Origin of the sequence: Porphyrobacter sp. LM 6, from assembly GCF_001720465.1 — a bacterium.
Classification (GTDB): Bacteria; Pseudomonadota; Alphaproteobacteria; order Sphingomonadales; family Sphingomonadaceae; genus Erythrobacter.
In genome coordinates this window covers 2,381,178-2,400,730 of sequence record NZ_CP017113.1, presented here as the reverse complement: position 1 = coordinate 2,400,730, position 19,553 = coordinate 2,381,178, and the positions used below count along the sequence as shown (strand labels likewise).

Here is a 19,553-nt window from a genome sequence, read left to right as displayed (position 1 = left end):
TGGATTGGCTGCGTTGCTGGCGGGATGCGCCGCTACGCCTCCAGTGCAATCGGGAAGTGCCGCGCCGCTTGTCTCTCCAACGGCAAATTCGCCTGAGGCGCTGCTTGCGCGCATGAGCGTCGAGCGCAAGGTCGCGCAGATCATCCAGCCCGATATCGGTTCGATCACCCCGGCGGACGTGCGTGAATACCGGTTCGGTACGATCCTCAACGGCGGCAATTCCGGCCCCTTCGGCAATGACAAGGGCCCGGCAACCGACTGGCTCAAGCTGGCGGACGAATACTGGGAAGCCTCGACTACGCCGCTCGCCGATGGTGAGCCGGTGATCCCCGCGATCTGGGCGACCGATGCGGTCCACGGCCATGCCAATGTGCCGGGCGCGACTGTCTTCCCGCACAACATCGCGCTCGGCGCGACGGGGGATGCCGATCTCATCCGCCGTATCGGCGTGGCCACCGCGGTCGAGATCGAGGTGACCGGCCTTGATTGGACCTTCGCCCCGACCGTTGCTGTCGCCCGCGACGACCGCTGGGGCCGCACCTACGAGAGCTATTCGGAAAACCCCGCGCTGGTGACCAAGCTCGGCGCGGCCATGATCGAGGGGCTGCAAGGCCGGCCGGGCGAACCCGGCTATCTCGGCCCCGGTAAGGTGGCCGCCACCGCCAAGCACTATTTCGGCGACGGCGGCACGGCGCAGGGCGTTGATCAGGGCGACGTAAACGGCGACATCAAGGAGCTGATGTCCATTCACGCAGCACCCTATCCGGCCGCGATCGACGCCGGGGTGGTGAGCGTGATGGCGAGCTTCAATTCGATCAACGGGGTCAAGATGCACGGCAACAAGCCGCTGCTGACCGACGAGCTGCGCGGCAACCTCGGCTTCAAGGGCGTGGTCGTGGGCGACTGGAACGCGCATGGCCAGATCCCCGGGTGCAGCAATGGCGATTGCCCGCAAGCGCTGATGGCGGGGCTCGATATCTACATGGTGCCCGAGGACTGGAAGGCGCTCTACGCCTCGCTGGTACGCCAGGTGAAGGACGGCACGATCCCGATGGCCCGCCTCGACGAAGCGGTGCTGCGCGTGCTGCGGATGAAGCAGGCGCTGGGCATCCTCGATGGCGAGGTGAAGCCCTCGGCCCGCGCCAATGGTGGCAAGTGGAACCTGCTCGGCTCGCCCGAACACCGCGCGCTCGCCCGCGAGGCGGTGGCGAAATCGCAGGTCATCCTCAAGAACGCTGGCATCCTCCCGCTGAAGGCGGGCGCGCGGATCGAGGTGGCGGGGCGTGCTGCCGACAACATTCCGCAGCAGGCCGGCGGTTGGTCGGTTACCTGGCAGGGCGGCGGCGATCTGACTGCGGCCGATTTCCCCGGCGCAACCTCGATCTGGAGCGGCATTGCTGCGGCCGCCAAGGCAGCGGGCAGCGAAGCCGTGCTTGCGCCCGAGGGTAATGCAACGAGCAAGCCTGATGTCGCGATCGTTGTCTTCGGCGAGCAGCCCTATGCCGAATTCGTCGGCGACCGGAAGGATCTCGCCTTCCGTGACGAAGAGGGGCTGAACCTCCTCAAATCCTACCGCGCGCGCGGGGTGCCGACTGTGGCGGTGTTCCTTTCGGGCCGCCCGCTATGGGTCAACCGCGAGCTCAACGCTGCCGATGCCTTTGTCGCCTCATGGCTGCCGGGGAGCGAGGGGGCAGGGGTGGCCGACGTGCTGTTCGGCGCGGCGCAGCCGACCGGGCGCCTGTCCTTCAGCTGGCCCAAGACCTGCGAGGGCGCGCCGCTCAATGGGCCGGACGGGGCGCTGTTCCCGCTCGGATACGGCCTCGGCTTTGCCGCGCCCCGCATCGCCCTCCCGCCGCTCGACGAAACCTGCGCGGCGCTGACCCACGATACCGGCGCGGTGTGGTTTGCCAGCGGCAAGCTCGGCGCGCGAGTGCAGGCGGTGGCGGACAACGCGCTGCTCCCCGATCTGCGTGGCAACGGCAACGGCATCGTTGTCACCGGCGTTGACCGCAAGGCACAGGAAGACGCGCGTCGGATTGCCTTTGGTCCCGGCGCCAAGATCACCCTGAGCGGCCCGGAAAGCGGTGCCGCTTGGCGGATCGCCTATCAGGTCAATGCGCGGCCCGCAGGCCCCGTCTCCGTGACGGCAGGCGGCAAGGCGGTCGACATCACGCTGGGCCTCTCGGTCGCCGAGGGCAAGGGCTGGCGCGAAATGGTGCTCACGCCCGCGTGCCTTGGCAGCGCAGGCGGCAAGCTGACCTTTGCTTCGACCGCACCCTTCGCCTTTCAGATCAGCGAGATCACCCGCGACGAAGCCGCGGCGAGCGCGGAGTGCTCCTTCTAAGGCGTGACGATATCGAAGCCGTGCGGCAGCGGATCGAGGTTATCGACCAGCGTTTGCAGGGCGACCAGATCGCCCTCGATCGTGACGCCCGGCATCTTCGCCACGGTATCGACCGGCAGCTTGACGAACAGCAGCGCGAGCAGCGCACGGCGCGGACCGCGGATCGAGACGGCGGGCTTGGCGGGCAGCACACCCGCCCGCCCGATCATGACCTGTTCACCGACTTCGAGCGTTGCAGTCTCGCCTCGGTCGGGCAAATCGATGGCGATGCTGAAATTGCGCGCGCTGGCGCGTTCGGGTGCGAAGCGGGTCGCGGCGGAATCGAGCAGTTCCTGTGTCGATAGCGCGGCGATCATGTCGTTGCTCTGCGCTGCGTTGCGGTCCACCCGCCCGTTGCGCAGCTCGTAGGCCGCGGCAAGGAACTGATTGCGCCAGATCGCGCTTTCGGACTGATAGCCCTGCTGTTCGTAGGACTGGGCGAGCATCGCTTTGGCCTTGGCGTTGCCGGGTTCGGCAAAGACCAGCATCTGCAACAGGTCGGACGACCAGCGATAGTCGCCCCGGCTCAACGCATTCTCCGCCAGCGCGAGGGTGCGTTCGGTACCACCCATCGCCTCGACCAGTTTGGTCGCGCGCTCGACTGGCGGATAGGCGTGAAGATTCGCCGGCACGGCATCATACCAGCCGAGATAGAACTGGTAGATCGCCTTGGCGTTGTGGCTGATCGTCCCGTAATATCCGCGCGTCGACCATTCTTCGAAGTTGCCCGGAGGGGGTGACTTTTCGAGCGCCTCGGCAATCTCCGCCATCGTCTCGCCGCGGTTCATGCGCCGCACGGTTTGGTCGTGCAGCCAGCGGTAATTGTCGCGCTGGGCGGTGAGCCACGCGGTCCCCGCTTCGCGCCCGAACACCGGCCAGCAATGGCTCGAGATCACCGCGTCGCTCTGCGGGGCATAGCGGAGTGCTGCTTCATCGAGATAATGCGCCCAGGCCCGCGCATCGCGCACCTTGGCCCCGCGCGGGGTGAGGATGTTGTGCAAGCTACAGGTCGCGATCTCGGCGGCGAGGAAGGTCCTTTCCGGCTGAACGAAGACATTGAATTCGGCCGGGGCCTCGGTGCCAGAGACGATCTGGAATTCGAGTGTCACACCGTCCACGAGGCGCGTCTCGCCCGTGGCAGCGATAGTGTCTGTGGGCGGGATCAGTGACAGCGAGCCGGCAGAAAGCCCCATGCCAATGCCGCTGCCCATCTGTCCGGTTACCCCCGGGGTAAGACCGGTGCCGAACTGGTAGGCGGCACGCCGCATCATCGCGCCGCCCGCCATCACGTTTTCCGATGTCGCTTCTTCCATGAAGCCTTCTGGTGCGATCACTGCGACCTTGCCGGTCTTGACCGCCTCTTCATCGGTCACGCCCTTCACGCCGCCGAAATGGTCGCCGTGGCTGTGCGAATAGATTACCGCGCTGACCGGACGGGTGCCGAGCGTGGTGTTGACGAGATCCATCGCCGCCTTGGCTGCCTCGACACTGGTGAGCGGGTCGATCACGATCCAGCCCGTCGCGCCGCGGATCACCGTCATGTTCGACACGTCAAAGCCGCGCACCTGCCAGACGTTCTTCGTCACCTCGAACAACCCGTGGCGCTTCAGGTGGGTCATGTGCCGCCACAGACTGGGATTCACCGTATCGGGCGCAGGGCCAGTGACGAAGGCATAGGCATCGAGGTTCCAGACCGGCTTGCCGTTGGTGTCCTTGATCATCGGGTCTTTGCGGGTGGCGAGAAAGCCGCGCGCCGAATCGGCCGCATCGCGGGTGCCTTCTTGGGGCAGATTGCGTGAGGTGACGAGCTGTTCGAACCGGGTTGGCGCGCTCGCCGGATCCTGCGCAAGGGCAGCAGCACTGATCACAGCCAGCGCGGCGCTGGCACTCCATCGGGCCAATTTCATGATGTCTCTTCCCTCCGTCTCCCAAGGCAAGTGATGCCTCGCGAGGTGCAAGGTTGCAAGCACGGGCATGCGAACTGACGTGGCAAAATTGTCTGGATCTCACCCGGTGCAAATGGCCCTCCGCAGTCGGGAGGCGGGTCGTTCGCTTCTTGAAATCATGGTCCAGCTTGCCAAGCAAGCAGGCCAGAGGCAGAGCACGCCGCCATTAACGCTTGCAATGTGATTTGCGAAAAACGCAAAGCTCGGGAGCCTTTTGGTGTTTTTGCGCGTTGTGGTGATAAATGCGACCGCTTCCGGTCGGTCAGAAAGGGTCGATATATGCCAAGTCGCAAGATCGTCGCGAACGAACTGGCCCATGTACTGCGCCAGATTTCGCACCCTGATCGCATCCGGCTGTTGCTCAAGCTGCAGGCGGGCGAGCAGACGGTGAACGAGCTTGGCGACATGCTTGAGATCTCTCCCACCCGCGTCTCGCAACACCTTGGCGTGCTTCGCGCAATCGCGCTGGTGGAGACCCGCACCCTCGGACAAAAGCGCGTCTACCGCCTTGCACAGCCTGAACTGGCGATATGGCTGATCGAAGGGATCGATTTCATCGCCCATCGTCTCAGCCGGGCAAGCGCGGTCGATATCGAACAGGCCAAGCGCCTGTGGGTTGCCGAAGGGGCCGAACCGGCCATCTGAGCCGGAATTTAGCTGCCCTGATAAGGGATTTTCCTTAGGCCTCGTCGAAAGAGTTTCTCGCCTCCGCCGTGCGATCAGCACTGCCATTGCAGTGGTGACGAGAGCACGTTGGGGAATGTTGAAGCGCGTCGCAGTGTCTGACCTCCAGATCGGCATGTTCGTGCACAAGATGGAGGGTAACTGGTTTTCGCATCCGTTCTGGAAGGCGCGGTTCCTGATCGAGGATCACGAACGGCTTGTGGCGCTGCGTTCAAGCGCGCTCGATGGCGTGGTGATCGATGTGTCGAAGGGCGCCGACGTTGCCGCACCGCGCAAGCCAGCACAGCGCGAAACACATTCAGACGATCAAGGCACAGGCGAGGGCGATGCGCGTATCCGCAAGATCGCCGAACGCGTTGCAAGCCAGTGTGATCCGGTCACCGCCGACGTCGAAGTGCCCGCTGCCCAGGCTATCGCCGCGCGGGCAGGCAAGGTGCTGCAGAACACCTTTGTCGCTATGCGACTAGGCAAGGCGATCAATGTGCGGGCGGTGCAACCTGTGGTGGCCGACATTCTCGATTCGGTGCGCCGCAATCCGCAGGCCTTCAGCGGCTTGATGCGCTGCAAGCTCAGGAACGAGCTGATCTACCAGCACGCACTCGCGGTCAGCGCGTTGATGGTCGCGCTTGCCAGGCAGATGAAGCTGCCGCACGCCGAGGTAATGGATGCAGGGCTTGCGGGCTTGCTGCTCGATATCGGCACCAGCTACCTGCCCCAGCATCTCGAGACGGTTGGGGGCGATTATCGTACCCTCGAACCGCATGTCTGGCAGCAGCACGTGGTGCTGGGTTACCGCGCGCTCTACAATGACGGCACCTTGTCCGATGCCGTGGTCCGGGCCTGCCTCGAACATCACGAGCGGATCGACGGCGGAGGTTTTCCGAGCGGCCTGACAGGCGCGGAATTGTCGACAATGGGGCGCATGGCGGCGATCTCCGATACCTTCGACTTCATGCTCACCCGAAGCGGCACCACCGAGGCTCTCGATCCGGCGCGTGCGGTGCAGCGGATGAAGCAGATGGAGGGTGCATTCGATCCCGAGATCCTGCGCGCCTTCATTGAAGCGGTGGGGCTCTTCCCGGTTGGCTCATTCGTCGAGTTACGCAGCGGCAAGATCGCGATGGTCATCGATGAGGACCCGCACCATCCCGACAAGCCGGTTGTGCAGGCGTTCTTCTCGACGATCACCGGCGAGCGGATCAAGCCGCAACGGATCGAGCTCGCGCACGCGGGCGAACGCGAGACGATCATGGGGATTGCCGATTTGACGGGGTATAACCTGCCCGAGCCCGATCACCTGCGCGATCTGGTGTTCCTGTCGAGCTACAAGCTCGCCACCTGACGGGGGCAGCCAGACGTGGGCATTTTGCGGATGTCGGAAGAAATCTGGCTGGGGCGGAAGGATTCGAACCTTCGCATGGCGGTACCAAAAACCGCTGCCTTACCGCTTGGCTACGCCCCAGCAAGAGCCGCGCTCTATAGCGGCTGATTCCACCTTGTGAAGGGGGCGAACGCGCCGTCCGCGCCCCTTTTTTGTCTCCTCAGCCGAGCCGCTTGCCAGCGAAGTCCGCGGCCGAGTGGCGCTCTTTCAGCTGGGTGTCTTCATCGCCCCACACCTTGTTGACGATCCGTCCGCGCTGCACCGCCGGGCGCGCGTTGATTTCCGCGACCCAGCGCGCGACGTTCTGGTATTCGTCGATGCTGAGGAAGGTCTTGGCATCGTTGTAGATGTTCCCTTCGGTAAAGGGCGCAAGCCAGGGGAAGTTGGCGATATCGGCCAAAGTGTATTCGTCGCCTGCGAGGAAGCGTGACTGCGCGAGGCGCTGGTCGGCAACATCGAAAATGCGCTTGGTTTCCATCGCATAGCGGTTGATCGCATATTCGTATTTCTCGGGCGCATAGGCGTAGAAATGGCCGAACCCGCCGCCGATGAAGGGGCCGCTCGCGACCTGCCAGAACACCCAGCTCAGCACCTCTGCGCGCGCGGCTGGATCGGTGGGCAGGAACATCCCGAACTTTTCCGCCAGATGGACAAGGATCGCGCCGCTTTCGAACACGCGGAAGGGCGCCAGGCCGCTCTGGTCGAGCAGGGCGGGGATCTTCGAATTGGGGTTCACATCCACAAAGCCGCTGGTGAACTGCTCGCCCGCGCCGATGTTGATTGTCCAGGCATCATACTCCGCGCCCGTGTGCCCGGCTTCGATCAGTTCCTCGAGCATGATCGTCACCTTCACCCCGTTGGGCGTGGCGAGCGAATAGAGCTGGAAGGGATTTGCGCCCACCGGCAGCGCCTTCTCCTCGCGCGCGCCTGCGGTCGGACGGTTGATGGTGGCAAAGCGCCCGCCCGAAACGGTGTCGGCGCTCCAGACCTTCGGGGGCGTATAGGGGGCATCGGCCATTGGTGCAGCTCCGTGTGTGGTACTGTCATCAATTGGAGCCTTGCCAGCGCCCGCGCAAGCGCCGCGCGGGATGGAATGGCTAGGCCCCCGCCAAGCAGGACTTTTTCGGGCACTGCTAGGAACGGAAAGGATTAGCCGCTAGAGGCAATGCCAGAGCATCCCGGAGCGCGTAGCAAGCACCATGAGCGAGACATCGCATCCCTTCTACGACATGCACGAACACGGCTTCGTGCGCGTGGCGACCGCGACACCCGCGAGCCGCCCGGCCGATGTCGCCTTCAACACCGCAGGCGTGCTGGCCGAGGCGCACAAGGCGCACGCGGCAAACGTCGATCTGGTGGTCTTCCCCGAACTGACGCTGTCCTCCTATGCGATCGACGATCTGCTGCTCCAGAACGCGCTGATCGAGCGGGTCGAGCAGGCGCTCGCCGAAGTCGTGGCTGCTTCGGCAGAGCTTCATCCGGTGCTGGTTGTCGGGGCCCCGCTGCGCCGTGCGGACAAGCTTTACAATTGCGCGGTGGTGATCGCGCATGGGCAGATTCTGGGCGTCGTTCCCAAGAGCTTCCTGCCCAATTACCGCGAGTTCTACGAGAAGCGCCACTTCGCCCATGGGCGCGGGTGCACCGATCTGTGGATCGGCGTGGCGGGCGAGGAAGCGCCGTTCGGCACCGATCTCGTCTTTGCCGCTGCGAACCTGCCCGGCTTCCGCTTCGGGGTCGAACTCTGCGAGGATTTCTGGGCGCCGATCCCGCCGGGGATGACTGCCGCGCTCGCCGGTGCGCTGATCCTGTGTAACCTTTCCGCCTCGCCCGTCACCATCGGCCGCGCGGATGATCGCCACCTCCATTGCCGCTCATCTGCGGCGCGGGCGATTGCGGCTTACGTCTATTCGGCCAGCGGGCACGGGGAGAGCACCACCGATCTCGCATGGGACGGGCAGGGCGTGATCTACGAGATCGGCGATCTGATGGCCCAATCGGCGCGGTTCGACCGTACGGGCGAGCTGTGCGTGGTCGATATCGATACCGAACGCCTCGCTGCCGAGCGCCAGCGAAACCAGACCTTCGCTGATGCCGCCGAGTGGGCAGGGCGGCCGGAAGACAGCTACCGCAAGGTGGTGTTCGAACACGCCTACGCAGAAGGCGACATTGGCCTCGTCCGCCCGGTCGCGCGCTTCCCCTTCGTGCCTGACCGGCCCGAGAAGCTCGACGAGGATTGCTACGAAGCGTTCAACATCCAGGTCGATGCGCTGATGCGCCGGATCGAATCGACGCGGGCCAAGAGCCTCGTGATCGGCATTTCGGGAGGACTCGACAGCACCCATGCGCTGATCGTTGCGGCCAAGGCCTGCGACCGGCTCGGCCTGCCGCGCACCACCATCCGCGGCTACACCATGCCCGGTTTCGGCACTTCGGACGGCACGAAGAGCAACGCGCACAAGCTGATGGCCGCCATGGGCATTACCGCCGGCGAGATCGACATTCGTCCCGCCGCGCAAAAGATGCTCGAGGATATCGGCCATGCCTTCGCTGCGGGCGAGCCGGTGCATGATGTGACCTTCGAGAACGTGCAGGCCGGCCTCAGAACCGATTACCTGTTCCGCCTCGCCGGCCAGCATTCGGGCTTTGTGGTCGGCACGGGCGACCTTTCCGAGCTGGCGCTCGGCTGGTGCACCTATGGCGTGGGCGACCACATGAGCCATTACGGGGTCAATGCAGGCGTTCCCAAGACGCTGATCCAGTATCTGATCCGCTGGACCATCGCGACCGGCCAGTTCGACGAGGCTTGCGCCGAGGTGCTGGGGGCAATCCTCGATACCGAGATTTCGCCCGAGCTGGTGCCGCCGGGCGCCGACGGGCAGATGCAATCGACGGAGAGCCTCGTCGGCCCTTACGAGCTCAACGACTTCTTCCTCCACCACGTGATCCGCTACGGACAGCGCCCTTCCAAGGTCGCGTTTCTGGCGTGGCACGCATGGAAGGAAGCCTCGGCAGGGCTGTGGCCCGCAGGCTTCCCCGAGGCGAAGAAGAACGCCTACACGCTGGCGACAATCGCAGGCTGGCTCGACAAGTTCTGCGCGCGGTTCTTCGGCTTCTCGCAGTTCAAGCGCTCGGCGCTGCCCAACGGGCCAAAGGTCTCCTCGGCAGGCGCGCTCTCGCCGAGAGGTGATTGGCGCGCGCCCTCCGATGCGGTGGCGACCGTTTGGCGCGAGGAACTGCGCGAAAGCCTGCCTGACGAGGTTGTGCGCGATCTGTCTGTCTGATGCGCGGCGGGATACCTCTCTCCGCACTCGGGATCATGCTGTTCTGCAATGTCGCCTGGGCGATGAACGTCGTGGTCTCCAAGATCGCGGTGTCGAGCCTTGGCTTGCCACCGCTGTTCTACACCGTGCTGCGCTCGGCGATGGTGCTGGCGGTGCTGTTCCCGCTGCTGCGCCATTTGCCCGCGCGTCTGCCGCTGGTGCTGCTGATCGGGTTCGCGGTGACGGGCGGCAGCTTCGGCTTGCAATTTGAAGGCTTGCAGAGCGCCAGCCCCTCGGCGGTGGGGATCGTCAACCTCTCGGGCGCGCCGCTCACGGTGCTGTTCGCGGTGCTTTTCCTTGGCGAGGAGGTGCGCTGGCGGCGCCGGATCGGGATGGCGCTGGCGCTGGGCGGCGTGGGCCTTGCGATCGGTGCGCCTTCGGGGTCGAACGATCCAGTGGGGCTCGGCTTTGCCTTTGCGGGCGTGTTCATCGGCGCCTTTGCCTCGGTCTTCGTCAAGCGGCTGGAGGTGGGCGCGGTCGCGCTTCAGGCGTGGGCCGCACTGGCGACGCTGGCGGTGATGCTGCCGGGCACGATGCTGCTGGAAAGCGGGCAATTTGAAGCGGTTGAGGCGGCACCTCTGGCGGTGGCGGGGTGCGTGCTGTTTTCCGGCGTGATCGTTTCGGTCGGCGCGCATTCGGCCTATTTCCGGCTGTTCCAGCAGTATGACGCGAACCTGATCGTGCCGCTCACCCTGCTCACTCCGCTGCTCACGATTGCCTTCGGGACATGGCTGACGGGGGACCACATCGGCTGGTCGCTGATCGTTGGCGGAAGCCTTGCGCTGGTGGGTGTGGCGATCATCGTCATCCGCCCGAGCCGCACAATCTTCAAACCCTGGCTGGTCCGCGAGAACTGACCGGACGGCCATGTTCCACGTGGAACATCGCCGTCCGGCAGGCCTAAGGGGGGTCTAGAGGGGGTCTAAGGGGGGGCTAGCGAGGCCTCGATCGGCCCCTATGCTTGCCAGCCCAGCGCGATGCTGTAGACTTGGACCCCGCCGGCCAAGCCATTGGGGGGACTTGCTGGCGAGCCCGGGGGGGCTTCAGACATGGATCATGCGGCAGACAGCCGGGAGCCGCTTGTGCTCGAGCGCAGCCGCAAGCTGCGGCTCTTTACCCTGTTTATCCTCTATGTCGGGCAGGGGATGCCGATCGGGCTGTTCTGGTTCGCGATACCGGCATGGATGGCCGTCCATGGCGCGAGCGCGGCCGATGTCGGCTCGGTCGCCGCACTCACCGCGCTGCCGTGGTCACTGAAACTGGTGAACGGCTTCATCATGGATCGCTACACCTTCCTTGCGATGGGCCGCCGCCGCGCGTGGATCATCGGCGCGCAGGGCGTGATGATTGTCTGTCTGGTGACGGCCGCGCTCATCAACCCCTCCGTCACCGATGTCGCGATCCTCGGAGCGATCGGCTTCACTGTGAACCTTGCCACCACCTTCCAGGATGTCGGGGTCGATGGCCTCGCGGTCGACATCATGACCGAGGACGAGCGCGCGCGTGGTTCCGGCATGATGTTCGGCGGGCAATCGATTGGCATCGCTTCGGCAACCGCGCTGTGCGGCTTTGTGATCGAGGACTTTGGTGCGCCCGCCGCCTACCTTACCGTCGCCGCGATCTTGCTGGCGCTTTCAACCTATGTCGCCACGCTGCGCGAACGCGCGGGCGAGCGGCTTTTGCCGTGGAGCGCGGGCAGCGCCAATCCGCGCAATCTCGGTATCCAGATCGAGGCGTGGTGGCCGCTGCTGAAGGCGACCTTTATCTCGCTCACACGGCCCGCCAGCCTGCTGTTCCTGCCGGTGCTGTTCGGCAGCAGGGTGGCCTATGGCGGGTTTGCCGGGGCGACCCCGCTGATCGGGGCCAATTATGTGGGACTCGGCACGGCTGAAATCGCGTCGCACACGGCCATGGGCGGTCTGGTTGCCGGGGTGCTGTGCATGACACTGGGTGGATGGCTGGGCGACCGTTTCGGTGCCAAGCGGATTGCGATCATGTGGCTGGTGACCGGCCTTGCCATGTTCGCCGTGATGTATTGGGCTGAGCCCTACTGGAGCGACCCGCGCCTATTCACCGCCTTCGTGCTGGGCTGGATCACGCTCGACATGCTGATTACCGTCGCATCGCTGCCGATCCCGATGCGCCTGTGTGATCCCAAGGTCGCTGCCACACAATTCACGATCTACATGGCGGTTGCGAACTTCGGGGTCGCGTTCGGCGCCTTCATGCTCGGCAAGACGACGACGATGGGCGGATTGTCGTCGATCTTCGCGGTTGTCGGCGCGGGCTATGTGGTGGCGTTGCTGTTGCTGTTGACGGTGAAGTTTCCCCGCCGTCCGGAATTCTATGCCAAGCAGACACAAGCTGCGCTGGTGATGGACGGCGCCGGGGTGTCCAAACTGGCCCCCGGCGCCCCGATAGTGTGATGATCGCCTGAGCGCGCTTCAGCCGCGGTCGAGCGAGAAGCGGCCCGGGCCGAAGGCGGCGACCTGGAACATCCCGCCGGCAATCGCGAGGTTCTTGAGGAAGCTTGTCATCTGCGCCTGATCGGCAAAATCGGCATGGAAGATAATTCCGGCGAGAATAGTGAACAGTCCCAAGCCGATCGCCACCAGCCGAGTGCGATAGCCTGCGATCAGCAGCACCCCGCCGACAATCTCGAGCGCGATGGTGGCATAGCACACCGCCGCGGCCATCGGCAGGCCGACGCTGGCGATGTAGCCGGTGGTTGCCTCGATCGCGGCAAGCTTGCCGAGCCCGGCGAGCAGGAACAGCACCGCGAGCAACACGCGGGCGACAAGGGCGGTCCAATCCTTGGGCAGGATCGCGGTGGCGGCGGTTGTATCGAGAGTGGTGGTGGTCATATCGGGTCCTCCTGTTGCAATCGGTTTGCGGACGATCACGCGGTGAGTTTCAGCGCGGCGTCGTTGGCGGCGGCAATCTTGGCCTCGCCATCGATCCCCATGATTCCGTCAGCCGCGACGATCTGCACGTCGCTGATGCCGAGGAAGCCGAGGAAGAAGGTCAGCCAGCGGCTCATGAAATCGACATCGCTGCCCACCGGCGTGCCGCCGCTGGCGATGGCGAGATAGGCCTTCTTGCCCTTCAGAAGCCCCTCGGGGCCGGTGGCGGTGTACTGGAAGGTGGTTCCGGCACGCGCGACCAGATCGGCCCAGGCCTTGAGGCTGGCGGGCGGGCCGAAATTGTAGACCGGTGCGGCGATCACGATGGTGTCGGCGGCCAGCAGTTCAGCGATCAGCGTATCGGCGATGGCGGCGAGTTCGGTCTGTTCAGGGGTGCGCGCTTCGGCCGGGGTGAGGTTCGCGTCGAAGCGTTCGGCGCTCACATAGGGCAGATCATTGGCCGCCAGATCGCAGGTGGTGACAGCCGCGCCGGTCTTGGCGGCAAGGCCATCGACAATGCGCTGGCCGAGCCCGCGCGTCACGCTTTCGGCGTCGGAACGGATGCTGGCGGTGACATAGAGGATGTTGCTCATCAGGGTATTCCTTCGGCTTGAAAAAGGGGGGGAGCCGGCCGGCGCGGGGGAGAGGGAGAGAGAGCCGGCCGGCTCCTGGGGGTAAGGCTTACGCTGCGTCGACCAGCACGACTTCGCTGTCTTCCAGCGCGGTTATGGTGACTTCGGCAAGGTTGGTGATCGCCACGCCGTCACGGGCGTTGGCTTCCACGGTGTCGATCCGGATCTTGCCCGTCGCGGGGACGAGGTAGAGGTGGCGATCGGCGCTGCGCGGCGTGTAGGTCACGCTGGTGCCGGCCTTGATCGTCGCGCCGAGCACGCGGGCATCGGCGCGGATCGTCAGCGCGTCATTGTCGTTCGCCACGCCGCTGGCGAGCGGCACGAAGGCGCCCGAGCGTTCATCCTTGGGGAACTGGCGCGCACCCCAGCTCGGATCGCCGCCGCGCTCGTCGGGGATGATCCAGATCTGGAACAGCGTGGTTTCCTCGGTTTCGAGGTTGTATTCCGAATGGCGCACGCCGTTGCCGGCGCTCATCACCTGCACGTCGCCCGCTTCGGTGCGGCCCTTGTTGCCCATCGAGTCCGTGTGCGTGATCGCGCCGGTGCGGACATAGGTGATGATCTCCATGTCGCTGTGCGGATGGGTGGGAAAGCCGGTGCCGGGGGCAATCTTGTCATCGTTCCACACCCGCAGCGCGCCCCAGTGGACGCGGGCCGGATCGTGGTAGTTCGAAAACGAGAAGTGGTGATGCGCGTCAAGCCAGCCGTGGTTGGCGGCGCCGAGTGTGTTGAAGGGACGCAGTTCGATCATGGCGTGTCTCCTTGGGTTCGTTGTTGAGGCGGAGATAGGCCGGGTGGGTCATCCGGATAAGTGCGATAAAACTTGCAAAGATGTTCGGATTATCTGAACATATGCCTAATGAAACTCGGCGAACCCACGCTCGATCAATTGCGCATCTTCATCGCCGTGGCCGAACACGGCAGCTTTGGCGGCGCGGCCAAGGCGATGGGGCGCGCGGTTTCGGCTGTGTCTTACGGGATCGCCCAGCTTGAGGCGCAGCTCGCGCTCAGCCTGTTTGATCGAGAAGGCTCGCGCCGTCCGGTGCTGACCGCGGCGGGCGAGGGGCTGCTCGCCGAAGCGCGCGGGGTGGCTGACGGGGTCGATGCGCTGCTGGCGAAGACGCGCTCGCTCCACGCGGGGCAGGAGCCTTCGCTGACGCTCGTGGTCGACGTGATGGTGCCGGGCGAGATCACCGCGCATGTGCTCGGCGAATTCCGTCGGATGTTCCCGACCTGCGCGCTCACCTTGCGGATCGAAGGGCTGGGCGCGGTGGCGGCGTGCGTGATCAACGGCGGATCTGATCTTGCCATCGGCGGGCCGGTGATCGGCGACAGCCCCACACTCGAACGGCAGGCGGTGGGCGAGATCGAGCTGATCCCGGTCGCCGCGCCCACGCATCCCCTCGCACAGCCGGCCATCGTGCCGGGCGAGAGCCGCCGCCACCTGCAACTGGTGCTGACCGACCGTTCGCCGCTGACCGAGGGGCTGGAGTTCTCCGTCCTCAGCCCGTTGACCTGGCGGCTGGGGGACTTGGGCGCGAAGCACTCGCTGCTCAAGGAGGGGCTGGGCTGGGGCAATATGCCGCGCGCGATGGTGGCGGATGATCTGGCGAGCGGTGCGCTGGTGGAGCTCGATCTGCCCGAAAAGCCCGGCGCGCATTATCCCCTCAACGCGCTGTGGCGGCGCGACACGCGGCTGGGCCCGGCGGCGAGCTGGCTGGTCGATGCGTTCAAGGAAGGGTTGGCGGCGTGTCCGGATGCACCGCTTCGGACTTGATTGGTTGCGCTCGTCACCCCGTGCTTGACACGGGGCTTGGCTCACTTCGCGGCTCGCCAGAAATAGCCGAACCCCGTGTCAAGCACGGGGCGACGTTGGAATTTAGCGAGGTTCGAACAGCACCGGCGGATCGCCCGCCTGCCACGGCGCGAATTTGGGCATCACCGCCGCGAACAGATCGGAACCGAGGAGTGCATCCAGCCATCCCTGCAAACGTGGCAGAGGCTGCGCGGCAAACCATGCCGGATCGATCGCGGCAAACTGGCGGACGAAGGGGAACAGCGCGATATCGGCCAAAGCACGCCGCTTGCCGGTCAGGAACGGCGCGGCCTCCAGCTGTTCCTCCAGCGGTTCGAGCAGCGCGAGGGCTTCGGCGCGGTGATCGGTGCCGTCGTCATCGCCGTAGCGGCCGGGATACTTGGCGCGGTCGAGATGATGTTTGAACGGCCCGTCATTCACCGCGATCAGCGCCGGATGATCACCGCCGAGCCAGCCTTCGGGATCGCGCTGCGCCAAAGCCCAGCGCATGATGTCGAGGCTCTGGTCGATTACGCGTCCGTCCGCCAGCACCAGTACCGGCACGGTCGCCTTGGGCGAAACGGCGAGGAGTTCGGGCGGCTTGGCGGCGAGCTTCACCTCGCGCAATTCCGCCGCGATCCCCGCCACCCACAGCGCCATGCGCGCCCGCATCGCATAGGGGCAGCGGCGGAAGGAATAGAGGATCGGCGGCGGGCTCACGGTTTGGGCGGGCGCACCGCGCCGACGTGCAATTGCCCCCGCGCCTTGGCGAGCGCTTCCTGCCGCTGGCGTTCGGCGTAGCCGGCGCGCTGCTCGGGCGTGCGTTCGTGGATGCAGGCAGGACAGCTCACGCCGTCCTCATAATCCGGATGGGCGAGCGCGGCTTCGTCGAGCGGACGGCGGCAGGCGCGGCAGAGCTGGAATGTGCCCTGTTCAAGCCCGTGGCGCACCGTCACGCGTTCATCGAACACGAAGCATTCGCCCTGCCACAGGCTTTGTTCTTCAGGCACTTGTTCAAGATACTTCAGAATGCCGCCCTTGAGGTGATAGACCTCCTCGATCCCCTCGGCGCGCAGGAAGCTGGTCGATTTCTCGCAGCGGATGCCGCCGGTGCAGAACATCGCGACCTTCTTTTTCCCCGCGAGCAGTTCCTCGCGGTGTTCGCGGAACCAGGCGGGGAAATCGCGGAAGGAGGGCGTCTGCGGATCGACCGCGCCCGCAAATGTGCCGACGGCGACTTCGTAATCGTTGCGGGTATCGATCACGATGGTGTCAGGGTCCGCGATCAGCGCGTTCCAGTCATGCGGGTCGACATAGTGTCCCGCTGACAGGGTGGGGTCGATATCGGGCTCGCCCATGGTGACGATCTCGCGCTTCACGCGCACCTTCATGCGGTGGAACGGCATTGCGGGCGCGGCGGAGTATTTGACATCAAGGTCAGCGCACCCCGGCAGCGCGCGGATGTGGCCGAGCACCGCCTCCAGCCCCTCTGACGAGCCCGCAATCGTCCCGTTGATCCCCTCGCGCGCGAGCAGCAGCGTGCCCTTGATGCCCTGCGCTTCGCAGACGCCAAGCAGCGGTTCCTTCAGAGCCTCGGGATCATCGAACCGCGTGAACTGGTAGAGCGCGGCGACTTGGATTGGTTGTTTGTCCATCGCGGCGGCTCTAGCGGGGGCAGGGGACTTGAGCGAAGGTCAGTTTTTTTCCGCGCCGTTCAATCTGCACGGCGCCTCCGATGCGACAGCCGAAAAGTTGTTCCCTACCCGCCTGTAAGCGGTGAACCTTGCCATCTGCTGTTCTGACCCAAGCGCCGAGGCCCATTTTCCCGTCTGATCCGAAGCTGGTTAGCTGCCCTTCCTCATGAACAGGTTGGAACTGGCTTGCTATCCACTCAGAATAGAAAAACCAAGCAGTCAAAGCCGTTAGTGCCAGCATTGCAAGGTAGAACGGAAGGACGGCCCTCAGCGGATAGCGACCTGCCTTACGAAAGGGGGCGAGCTTTGGCCGGAACGGATCATCCACCGCTCAAACCCGCATCACCCAGCCGTGGGTGTCAGCAATCCGGCCGGTCTGGATGCCCACCAGCGTCTCTCGCAGTTTGGCAGTCGTCTGCCCGATGCCGCCTGCACCGATGGTGAACTCGCCATCCGGCCCCGCGACCTTGCCGACTGCGGTGACGACCGCTGCGGTGCCGCAGGCCATCACCTCGACGAGGCGGCCGCTCGCCGCGTCCTCGCGCCACTGGTCGATCGAGTAGGGGGCTTCGGAAACCTTGAGGCCCTGTTCGCGCAGCAGCTCCATCAGGCTGTTGCGGGTGATGCCGGGCAGGATCGTGCCGGTCAGCGGCGGGGTGATCACCGTGCCGTCGGCAAAGACGAAGAACAGGTTCATGCCGCCCAGTTCCTCGACCCACTTGCGTTCGACCGCATCGAGGAACAGCACCTGATCGTGGCCCATCGCAAAGGCCTGTCCGGTGGGCACGAGGCTGGCGGCGTAGTTGCCCCCGCACTTGGCCGCACCCGTCCCGCCGGGGGCGGCGCGGGTGTAGTCGGAAATCCAGATGCTCACCGCCTTGGCGCCCGACTTGAAGTAATTGCCGGCCGGCGAGGCGATGACGATGAACTTGTACTGCCTGGCCGGACGCACGCCGAGGAAGGCCTCGGTCGCGATCATGAAGGGGCGCAGGTAGAGCGATCCGCCTTCGACCGCCGGATACCAGTTGCCGTCCACGTCCAGCAGCGCGCGGATTGCGGCGATGAACAGCTCGGGCGGTACGTGCGGCATGGCGAGCCGGTCAGCCGAGGCGTTGAAGCGCGCGGCATTGGCTTCGGGCCGGAACAGGCCGAGGCTGCCATCGGGGTGACGATAGGCCTTGAGGCCTTCGAAGATTTCCTGCGCGTAATGCAGCACGCTCGCCGCCGGATCGAGCGGGATGGGCTGGCGCGGGCCGACAGTAGGGGTCTGCCAGCCGCCCAGCGCCTCGTCATAATCGATCACCACCATGTGATCGGTGAACACGGTGCCGAAGCCCGGATCGGCGATCAGCTGCTCACGGGTGGCATCAGGCGTGGGCGAGGGGTGGGGGAGGCGGGTGAATTGCATGGAATGCGCCTAATCCTGCGCGCCTCTCAGGGCAAGATCACTCTTTGGCGGGATTTCGGGCCGTAGGCCCGCGAGGCCACGCGGCCGAGCCGCAGGTGCTCCGGAGCGCAGCGAAGGAAACAGCACCGAGGATGTGCCCGCGGAGGCGGGCACACAAACAAGAGCGCAAATGAAAAGGGCAGCTTCGCCCGTCGGGAAGCTGCCCTTGACATGGTCAGCGGCCGGAAGTGCCGCTCACGAAGCCTTACTCAGACAAGAGGATTACCGAGTATGCTCCGTAGGGATCTTCACCGACCTCGCTACTGAACCATGAGACATCGGATCACCTCCTTTCGCGCTTGTGAGCCAGACCCGCCGCATCACCGGGGGCCGAGAGCCGCGTTCGCCGCTGGCCTCAAGGCACAATGTGATTCATCGCGGGGGCTTCCACAAGACTTGTATATTTCTTTTCCCGCGTCATAATCTTCGCTCGCTGCGTAATACCGCAAGCTGGCGCGCCTGAGGGGAACCTCGGGCGTTTTTCGTTTCGGGGGCGGGTGTGGACAGGCTGGGGATGCCCTGTGCATGGGCCTGTGGATATTAATGTATAGAATCGGTGGAGTCTTGGTGTTTCGCTCGCCCCTCCGGGCGAGCGTCCTCGGCGCTGTTTCCTTCGCTGCGCTCCGGAGCGCCTGCGGCTCGCGCGCGTGCGCTCGCGGGCCTGTGGCCCGAAGGCCCTTGACCATCAGTAGTAGGATCGGACCCGCAGGGTCCGCAAGGCCACGCGGCCGCCCCGCAGGCGCTCTGCCGCACAGCGGCAGAAACAGCGCCGAGGACGAACCCGCGGAGGCGGGTTCGCAAACCTAGGCTCTACAATCCTCCACCAACCGGCTGACTTCGGCGTGACTGGGAAGGATCAGCGTTTTTTCGCCTTCCACCTCGACCGCAAACCGCCCCTTGGAGAGCGCCATCGCATCGAGCAGCGGGTCGGAGGCCGGAACGCTTGCCGCGACCATCTGCGTCCCCAACTGCTCGGCAGTCAGGGTGCGCTGGGTAGTTTCGGTGCGGATCGTCATCGCCAGATAGCGCTTGGCCGGCCTGCCGGTGCGGCTGAGCAGCACTTTCATTCCGTCCAACCCCTTCGCACAGGAGAGGCTGAAGTAGAAGGTATCGTCCGGATCGGAAAACAGGCTGCGCCTGCCCGCGCCGGGGCCGAAGTTCTGATAGATCCATGCGCCGGCCGTATCATTGGCATCCATCCAGTCCGACGATGGCGGCGCAGGTGGCGGCGGGAGCGGCTTGGGGGCTTCAGGGGCCGGACGCGCGGCGGGGGTGGGGGCCGAGACAGGCGCCTTGGCCGCAGGGGCACAGGCCGCCAGCACCGCGAGCGCCAGAAGGGGTAGACCAGCTTTCATGCGGCCACATTGC

General features: G+C 65.1%; 17 protein-coding genes and 1 tRNA gene. 7 read left to right on the top strand and 11 right to left on the bottom strand.

The features are described from left to right. The first annotated feature begins 112 nt into the window (after positions 1-112). A complete protein-coding gene (locus BG023_RS11550; protein WP_233992995.1) occupies positions 113-2,344 on the top strand; it encodes a glycoside hydrolase family 3 protein in 2,232 nt (743 codons plus the stop codon). Here BG023_RS11550 and BG023_RS11545 read toward each other — a convergent pair. After that, complete coding sequence (locus BG023_RS11545; protein WP_069310588.1) at positions 2,341-4,290, bottom strand: alkyl/aryl-sulfatase; 1,950 nt, start codon at positions 4,288-4,290, stop codon at positions 2,341-2,343. The two genes, BG023_RS11550 and BG023_RS11545, sit on opposite strands and share 4 nt — an antisense overlap. Positions 4,291-4,608: 318 nt before the next feature. Between BG023_RS11545 and BG023_RS11540 the strand changes: the two genes are divergently transcribed. Continuing rightward, positions 4,609-4,974 (top strand): ArsR/SmtB family transcription factor, encoded by a 366-nt coding sequence (locus tag BG023_RS11540; protein WP_069310587.1) that lies wholly within the window; start codon positions 4,609-4,611, stop codon positions 4,972-4,974. A gap of 115 nt (positions 4,975-5,089) precedes the next feature. Beyond that, positions 5,090-6,355, top strand: a complete 1,266-nt coding sequence (locus tag BG023_RS11535) for an HD-GYP domain-containing protein (RefSeq protein WP_069310586.1) — start codon at positions 5,090-5,092, stop codon at positions 6,353-6,355. 45 nt (positions 6,356-6,400) lie between these two features. Here BG023_RS11535 and BG023_RS11530 read toward each other — a convergent pair. Together BG023_RS11530 and yghU are read right to left on the bottom strand one after the other, a co-directional pair. Next, positions 6,401-6,475: transfer RNA gene (locus BG023_RS11530), tRNA-Gln, on the bottom strand. A gap of 79 nt (positions 6,476-6,554) precedes the next feature. Continuing rightward, positions 6,555-7,412 carry a glutathione-dependent disulfide-bond oxidoreductase gene (gene yghU / locus BG023_RS11525; protein ID WP_069310585.1) on the bottom strand — a complete coding sequence of 286 codons (858 nt, stop codon included), beginning with the start codon at positions 7,410-7,412 and terminating at the stop codon, positions 6,555-6,557. Positions 7,413-7,593: 181 nt separating this feature from the next. Here yghU and BG023_RS11520 point away from each other — a divergent pair, with 181 nt between their 5' ends. The 3 genes from BG023_RS11520 (at position 7,594) to BG023_RS11510 (ending at position 12,140) form a co-directional block, all read left to right on the top strand. Beyond that, positions 7,594-9,675, top strand: coding sequence for an NAD(+) synthase (locus tag BG023_RS11520; protein WP_069310584.1), 2,082 nt, complete (start codon positions 7,594-7,596; stop codon positions 9,673-9,675). After that, positions 9,675-10,571, top strand: a complete 897-nt coding sequence (locus tag BG023_RS11515; protein ID WP_069310583.1) for a DMT family transporter — start codon at positions 9,675-9,677, stop codon at positions 10,569-10,571. The genes BG023_RS11520 and BG023_RS11515 overlap by 1 nt, the downstream gene beginning before the upstream one ends. Before the next feature lie 192 nt (positions 10,572-10,763). Continuing rightward, positions 10,764-12,140 (top strand): MFS transporter, encoded by a 1,377-nt coding sequence (locus tag BG023_RS11510; RefSeq protein ID WP_069310582.1) that lies wholly within the window; start codon positions 10,764-10,766, stop codon positions 12,138-12,140. A gap of 18 nt (positions 12,141-12,158) precedes the next feature. Here the strand turns inward: BG023_RS11510 and BG023_RS11505 are convergent, their stop codons facing one another. From BG023_RS11505 to BG023_RS11495, 3 genes are all read right to left on the bottom strand, one after another. Continuing rightward, positions 12,159-12,578 (bottom strand): DoxX family protein, encoded by a 420-nt coding sequence (locus BG023_RS11505; RefSeq protein ID WP_069310581.1) that lies wholly within the window; start codon positions 12,576-12,578, stop codon positions 12,159-12,161. Positions 12,579-12,613: 35 nt separating this feature from the next. Continuing rightward, positions 12,614-13,210, bottom strand: a complete 597-nt coding sequence (locus BG023_RS11500) for an FMN-dependent NADH-azoreductase (protein WP_069310580.1) — start codon at positions 13,208-13,210, stop codon at positions 12,614-12,616. An 88-nt stretch (positions 13,211-13,298) separates the two neighbouring features. Then, positions 13,299-14,000 (bottom strand): pirin family protein, encoded by a 702-nt coding sequence (locus BG023_RS11495; RefSeq protein WP_069310579.1) that lies wholly within the window; start codon positions 13,998-14,000, stop codon positions 13,299-13,301. Positions 14,001-14,108: 108 nt separating this feature from the next. Here BG023_RS11495 and BG023_RS11490 point away from each other — a divergent pair, with 108 nt between their 5' ends. Next, positions 14,109-15,026, top strand: coding sequence for a LysR family transcriptional regulator (locus tag BG023_RS11490; RefSeq protein WP_069310578.1), 918 nt, complete (start codon positions 14,109-14,111; stop codon positions 15,024-15,026). A 102-nt stretch (positions 15,027-15,128) separates the two neighbouring features. Here the strand turns inward: BG023_RS11490 and BG023_RS11485 are convergent, their stop codons facing one another. From BG023_RS11485 to BG023_RS11470, 5 genes are all read right to left on the bottom strand, one after another. After that, positions 15,129-15,764: a glutathione S-transferase gene (locus BG023_RS11485; protein ID WP_069310577.1), complete on the bottom strand. Its 636-nt coding sequence runs from the start codon at positions 15,762-15,764 to the stop codon at positions 15,129-15,131. Then, a complete protein-coding gene (gene trhO, locus BG023_RS11480; protein ID WP_069310576.1) occupies positions 15,761-16,699 on the bottom strand; it encodes an oxygen-dependent tRNA uridine(34) hydroxylase TrhO in 939 nt (312 codons plus the stop codon). Before trhO ends, BG023_RS11485 begins: the two co-directional genes overlap by 4 nt. Before the next feature lie 10 nt (positions 16,700-16,709). Continuing rightward, positions 16,710-17,066 (bottom strand): hypothetical protein, encoded by a 357-nt coding sequence (locus tag BG023_RS14765; protein ID WP_150122866.1) that lies wholly within the window; start codon positions 17,064-17,066, stop codon positions 16,710-16,712. 3 nt (positions 17,067-17,069) lie between these two features. Further along, a complete protein-coding gene (locus BG023_RS11475; protein WP_069310575.1) occupies positions 17,070-18,146 on the bottom strand; it encodes a branched-chain amino acid aminotransferase in 1,077 nt (358 codons plus the stop codon). A gap of 842 nt (positions 18,147-18,988) precedes the next feature. Beyond that, on the bottom strand, positions 18,989-19,540 hold the full coding sequence (locus BG023_RS11470; protein ID WP_069310574.1) for a hypothetical protein: 552 nt from the start codon (positions 19,538-19,540) through the stop codon (positions 18,989-18,991). Between the last annotated feature and the right edge of the window lie 13 nt (positions 19,541-19,553).

Bases quoted from the DNA above. Each gene is read 5' to 3' on its own strand.
- BG023_RS11550 (WP_233992995.1), top strand. From the start codon at position 113: ATGAGCGTCGAGCGCAAGGTCGCGCAGATCATCCAGCCCGATATCGGT.
- BG023_RS11545 (WP_069310588.1), bottom strand. From the start codon at position 4,290: ATGAAATTGGCCCGATGGAGTGCCAGCGCCGCGCTGGCTGTGATCAGT.
- BG023_RS11540 (WP_069310587.1), top strand. From the start codon at position 4,609: ATGCCAAGTCGCAAGATCGTCGCGAACGAACTGGCCCATGTACTGCGC.
- BG023_RS11535 (WP_069310586.1), top strand. From the start codon at position 5,090: ATGTTGAAGCGCGTCGCAGTGTCTGACCTCCAGATCGGCATGTTCGTG.
- yghU (WP_069310585.1), bottom strand. From the start codon at position 7,412: ATGGCCGATGCCCCCTATACGCCCCCGAAGGTCTGGAGCGCCGACACC.
- BG023_RS11520 (WP_069310584.1), top strand. From the start codon at position 7,594: ATGAGCGAGACATCGCATCCCTTCTACGACATGCACGAACACGGCTTC.
- BG023_RS11515 (WP_069310583.1), top strand. From the start codon at position 9,675: ATGCGCGGCGGGATACCTCTCTCCGCACTCGGGATCATGCTGTTCTGC.
- BG023_RS11510 (WP_069310582.1), top strand. From the start codon at position 10,764: ATGGATCATGCGGCAGACAGCCGGGAGCCGCTTGTGCTCGAGCGCAGC.
- BG023_RS11505 (WP_069310581.1), bottom strand. From the start codon at position 12,578: ATGACCACCACCACTCTCGATACAACCGCCGCCACCGCGATCCTGCCC.
- BG023_RS11500 (WP_069310580.1), bottom strand. From the start codon at position 13,210: ATGAGCAACATCCTCTATGTCACCGCCAGCATCCGTTCCGACGCCGAA.
- BG023_RS11495 (WP_069310579.1), bottom strand. From the start codon at position 14,000: ATGATCGAACTGCGTCCCTTCAACACACTCGGCGCCGCCAACCACGGC.
- BG023_RS11490 (WP_069310578.1), top strand. From the start codon at position 14,109: ATGAAACTCGGCGAACCCACGCTCGATCAATTGCGCATCTTCATCGCC.
- trhO (WP_069310576.1), bottom strand. From the start codon at position 16,699: ATGGACAAACAACCAATCCAAGTCGCCGCGCTCTACCAGTTCACGCGG.
- BG023_RS11475 (WP_069310575.1), bottom strand. From the start codon at position 18,146: ATGCAATTCACCCGCCTCCCCCACCCCTCGCCCACGCCTGATGCCACC.
- BG023_RS11470 (WP_069310574.1), bottom strand. From the start codon at position 19,540: ATGAAAGCTGGTCTACCCCTTCTGGCGCTCGCGGTGCTGGCGGCCTGT.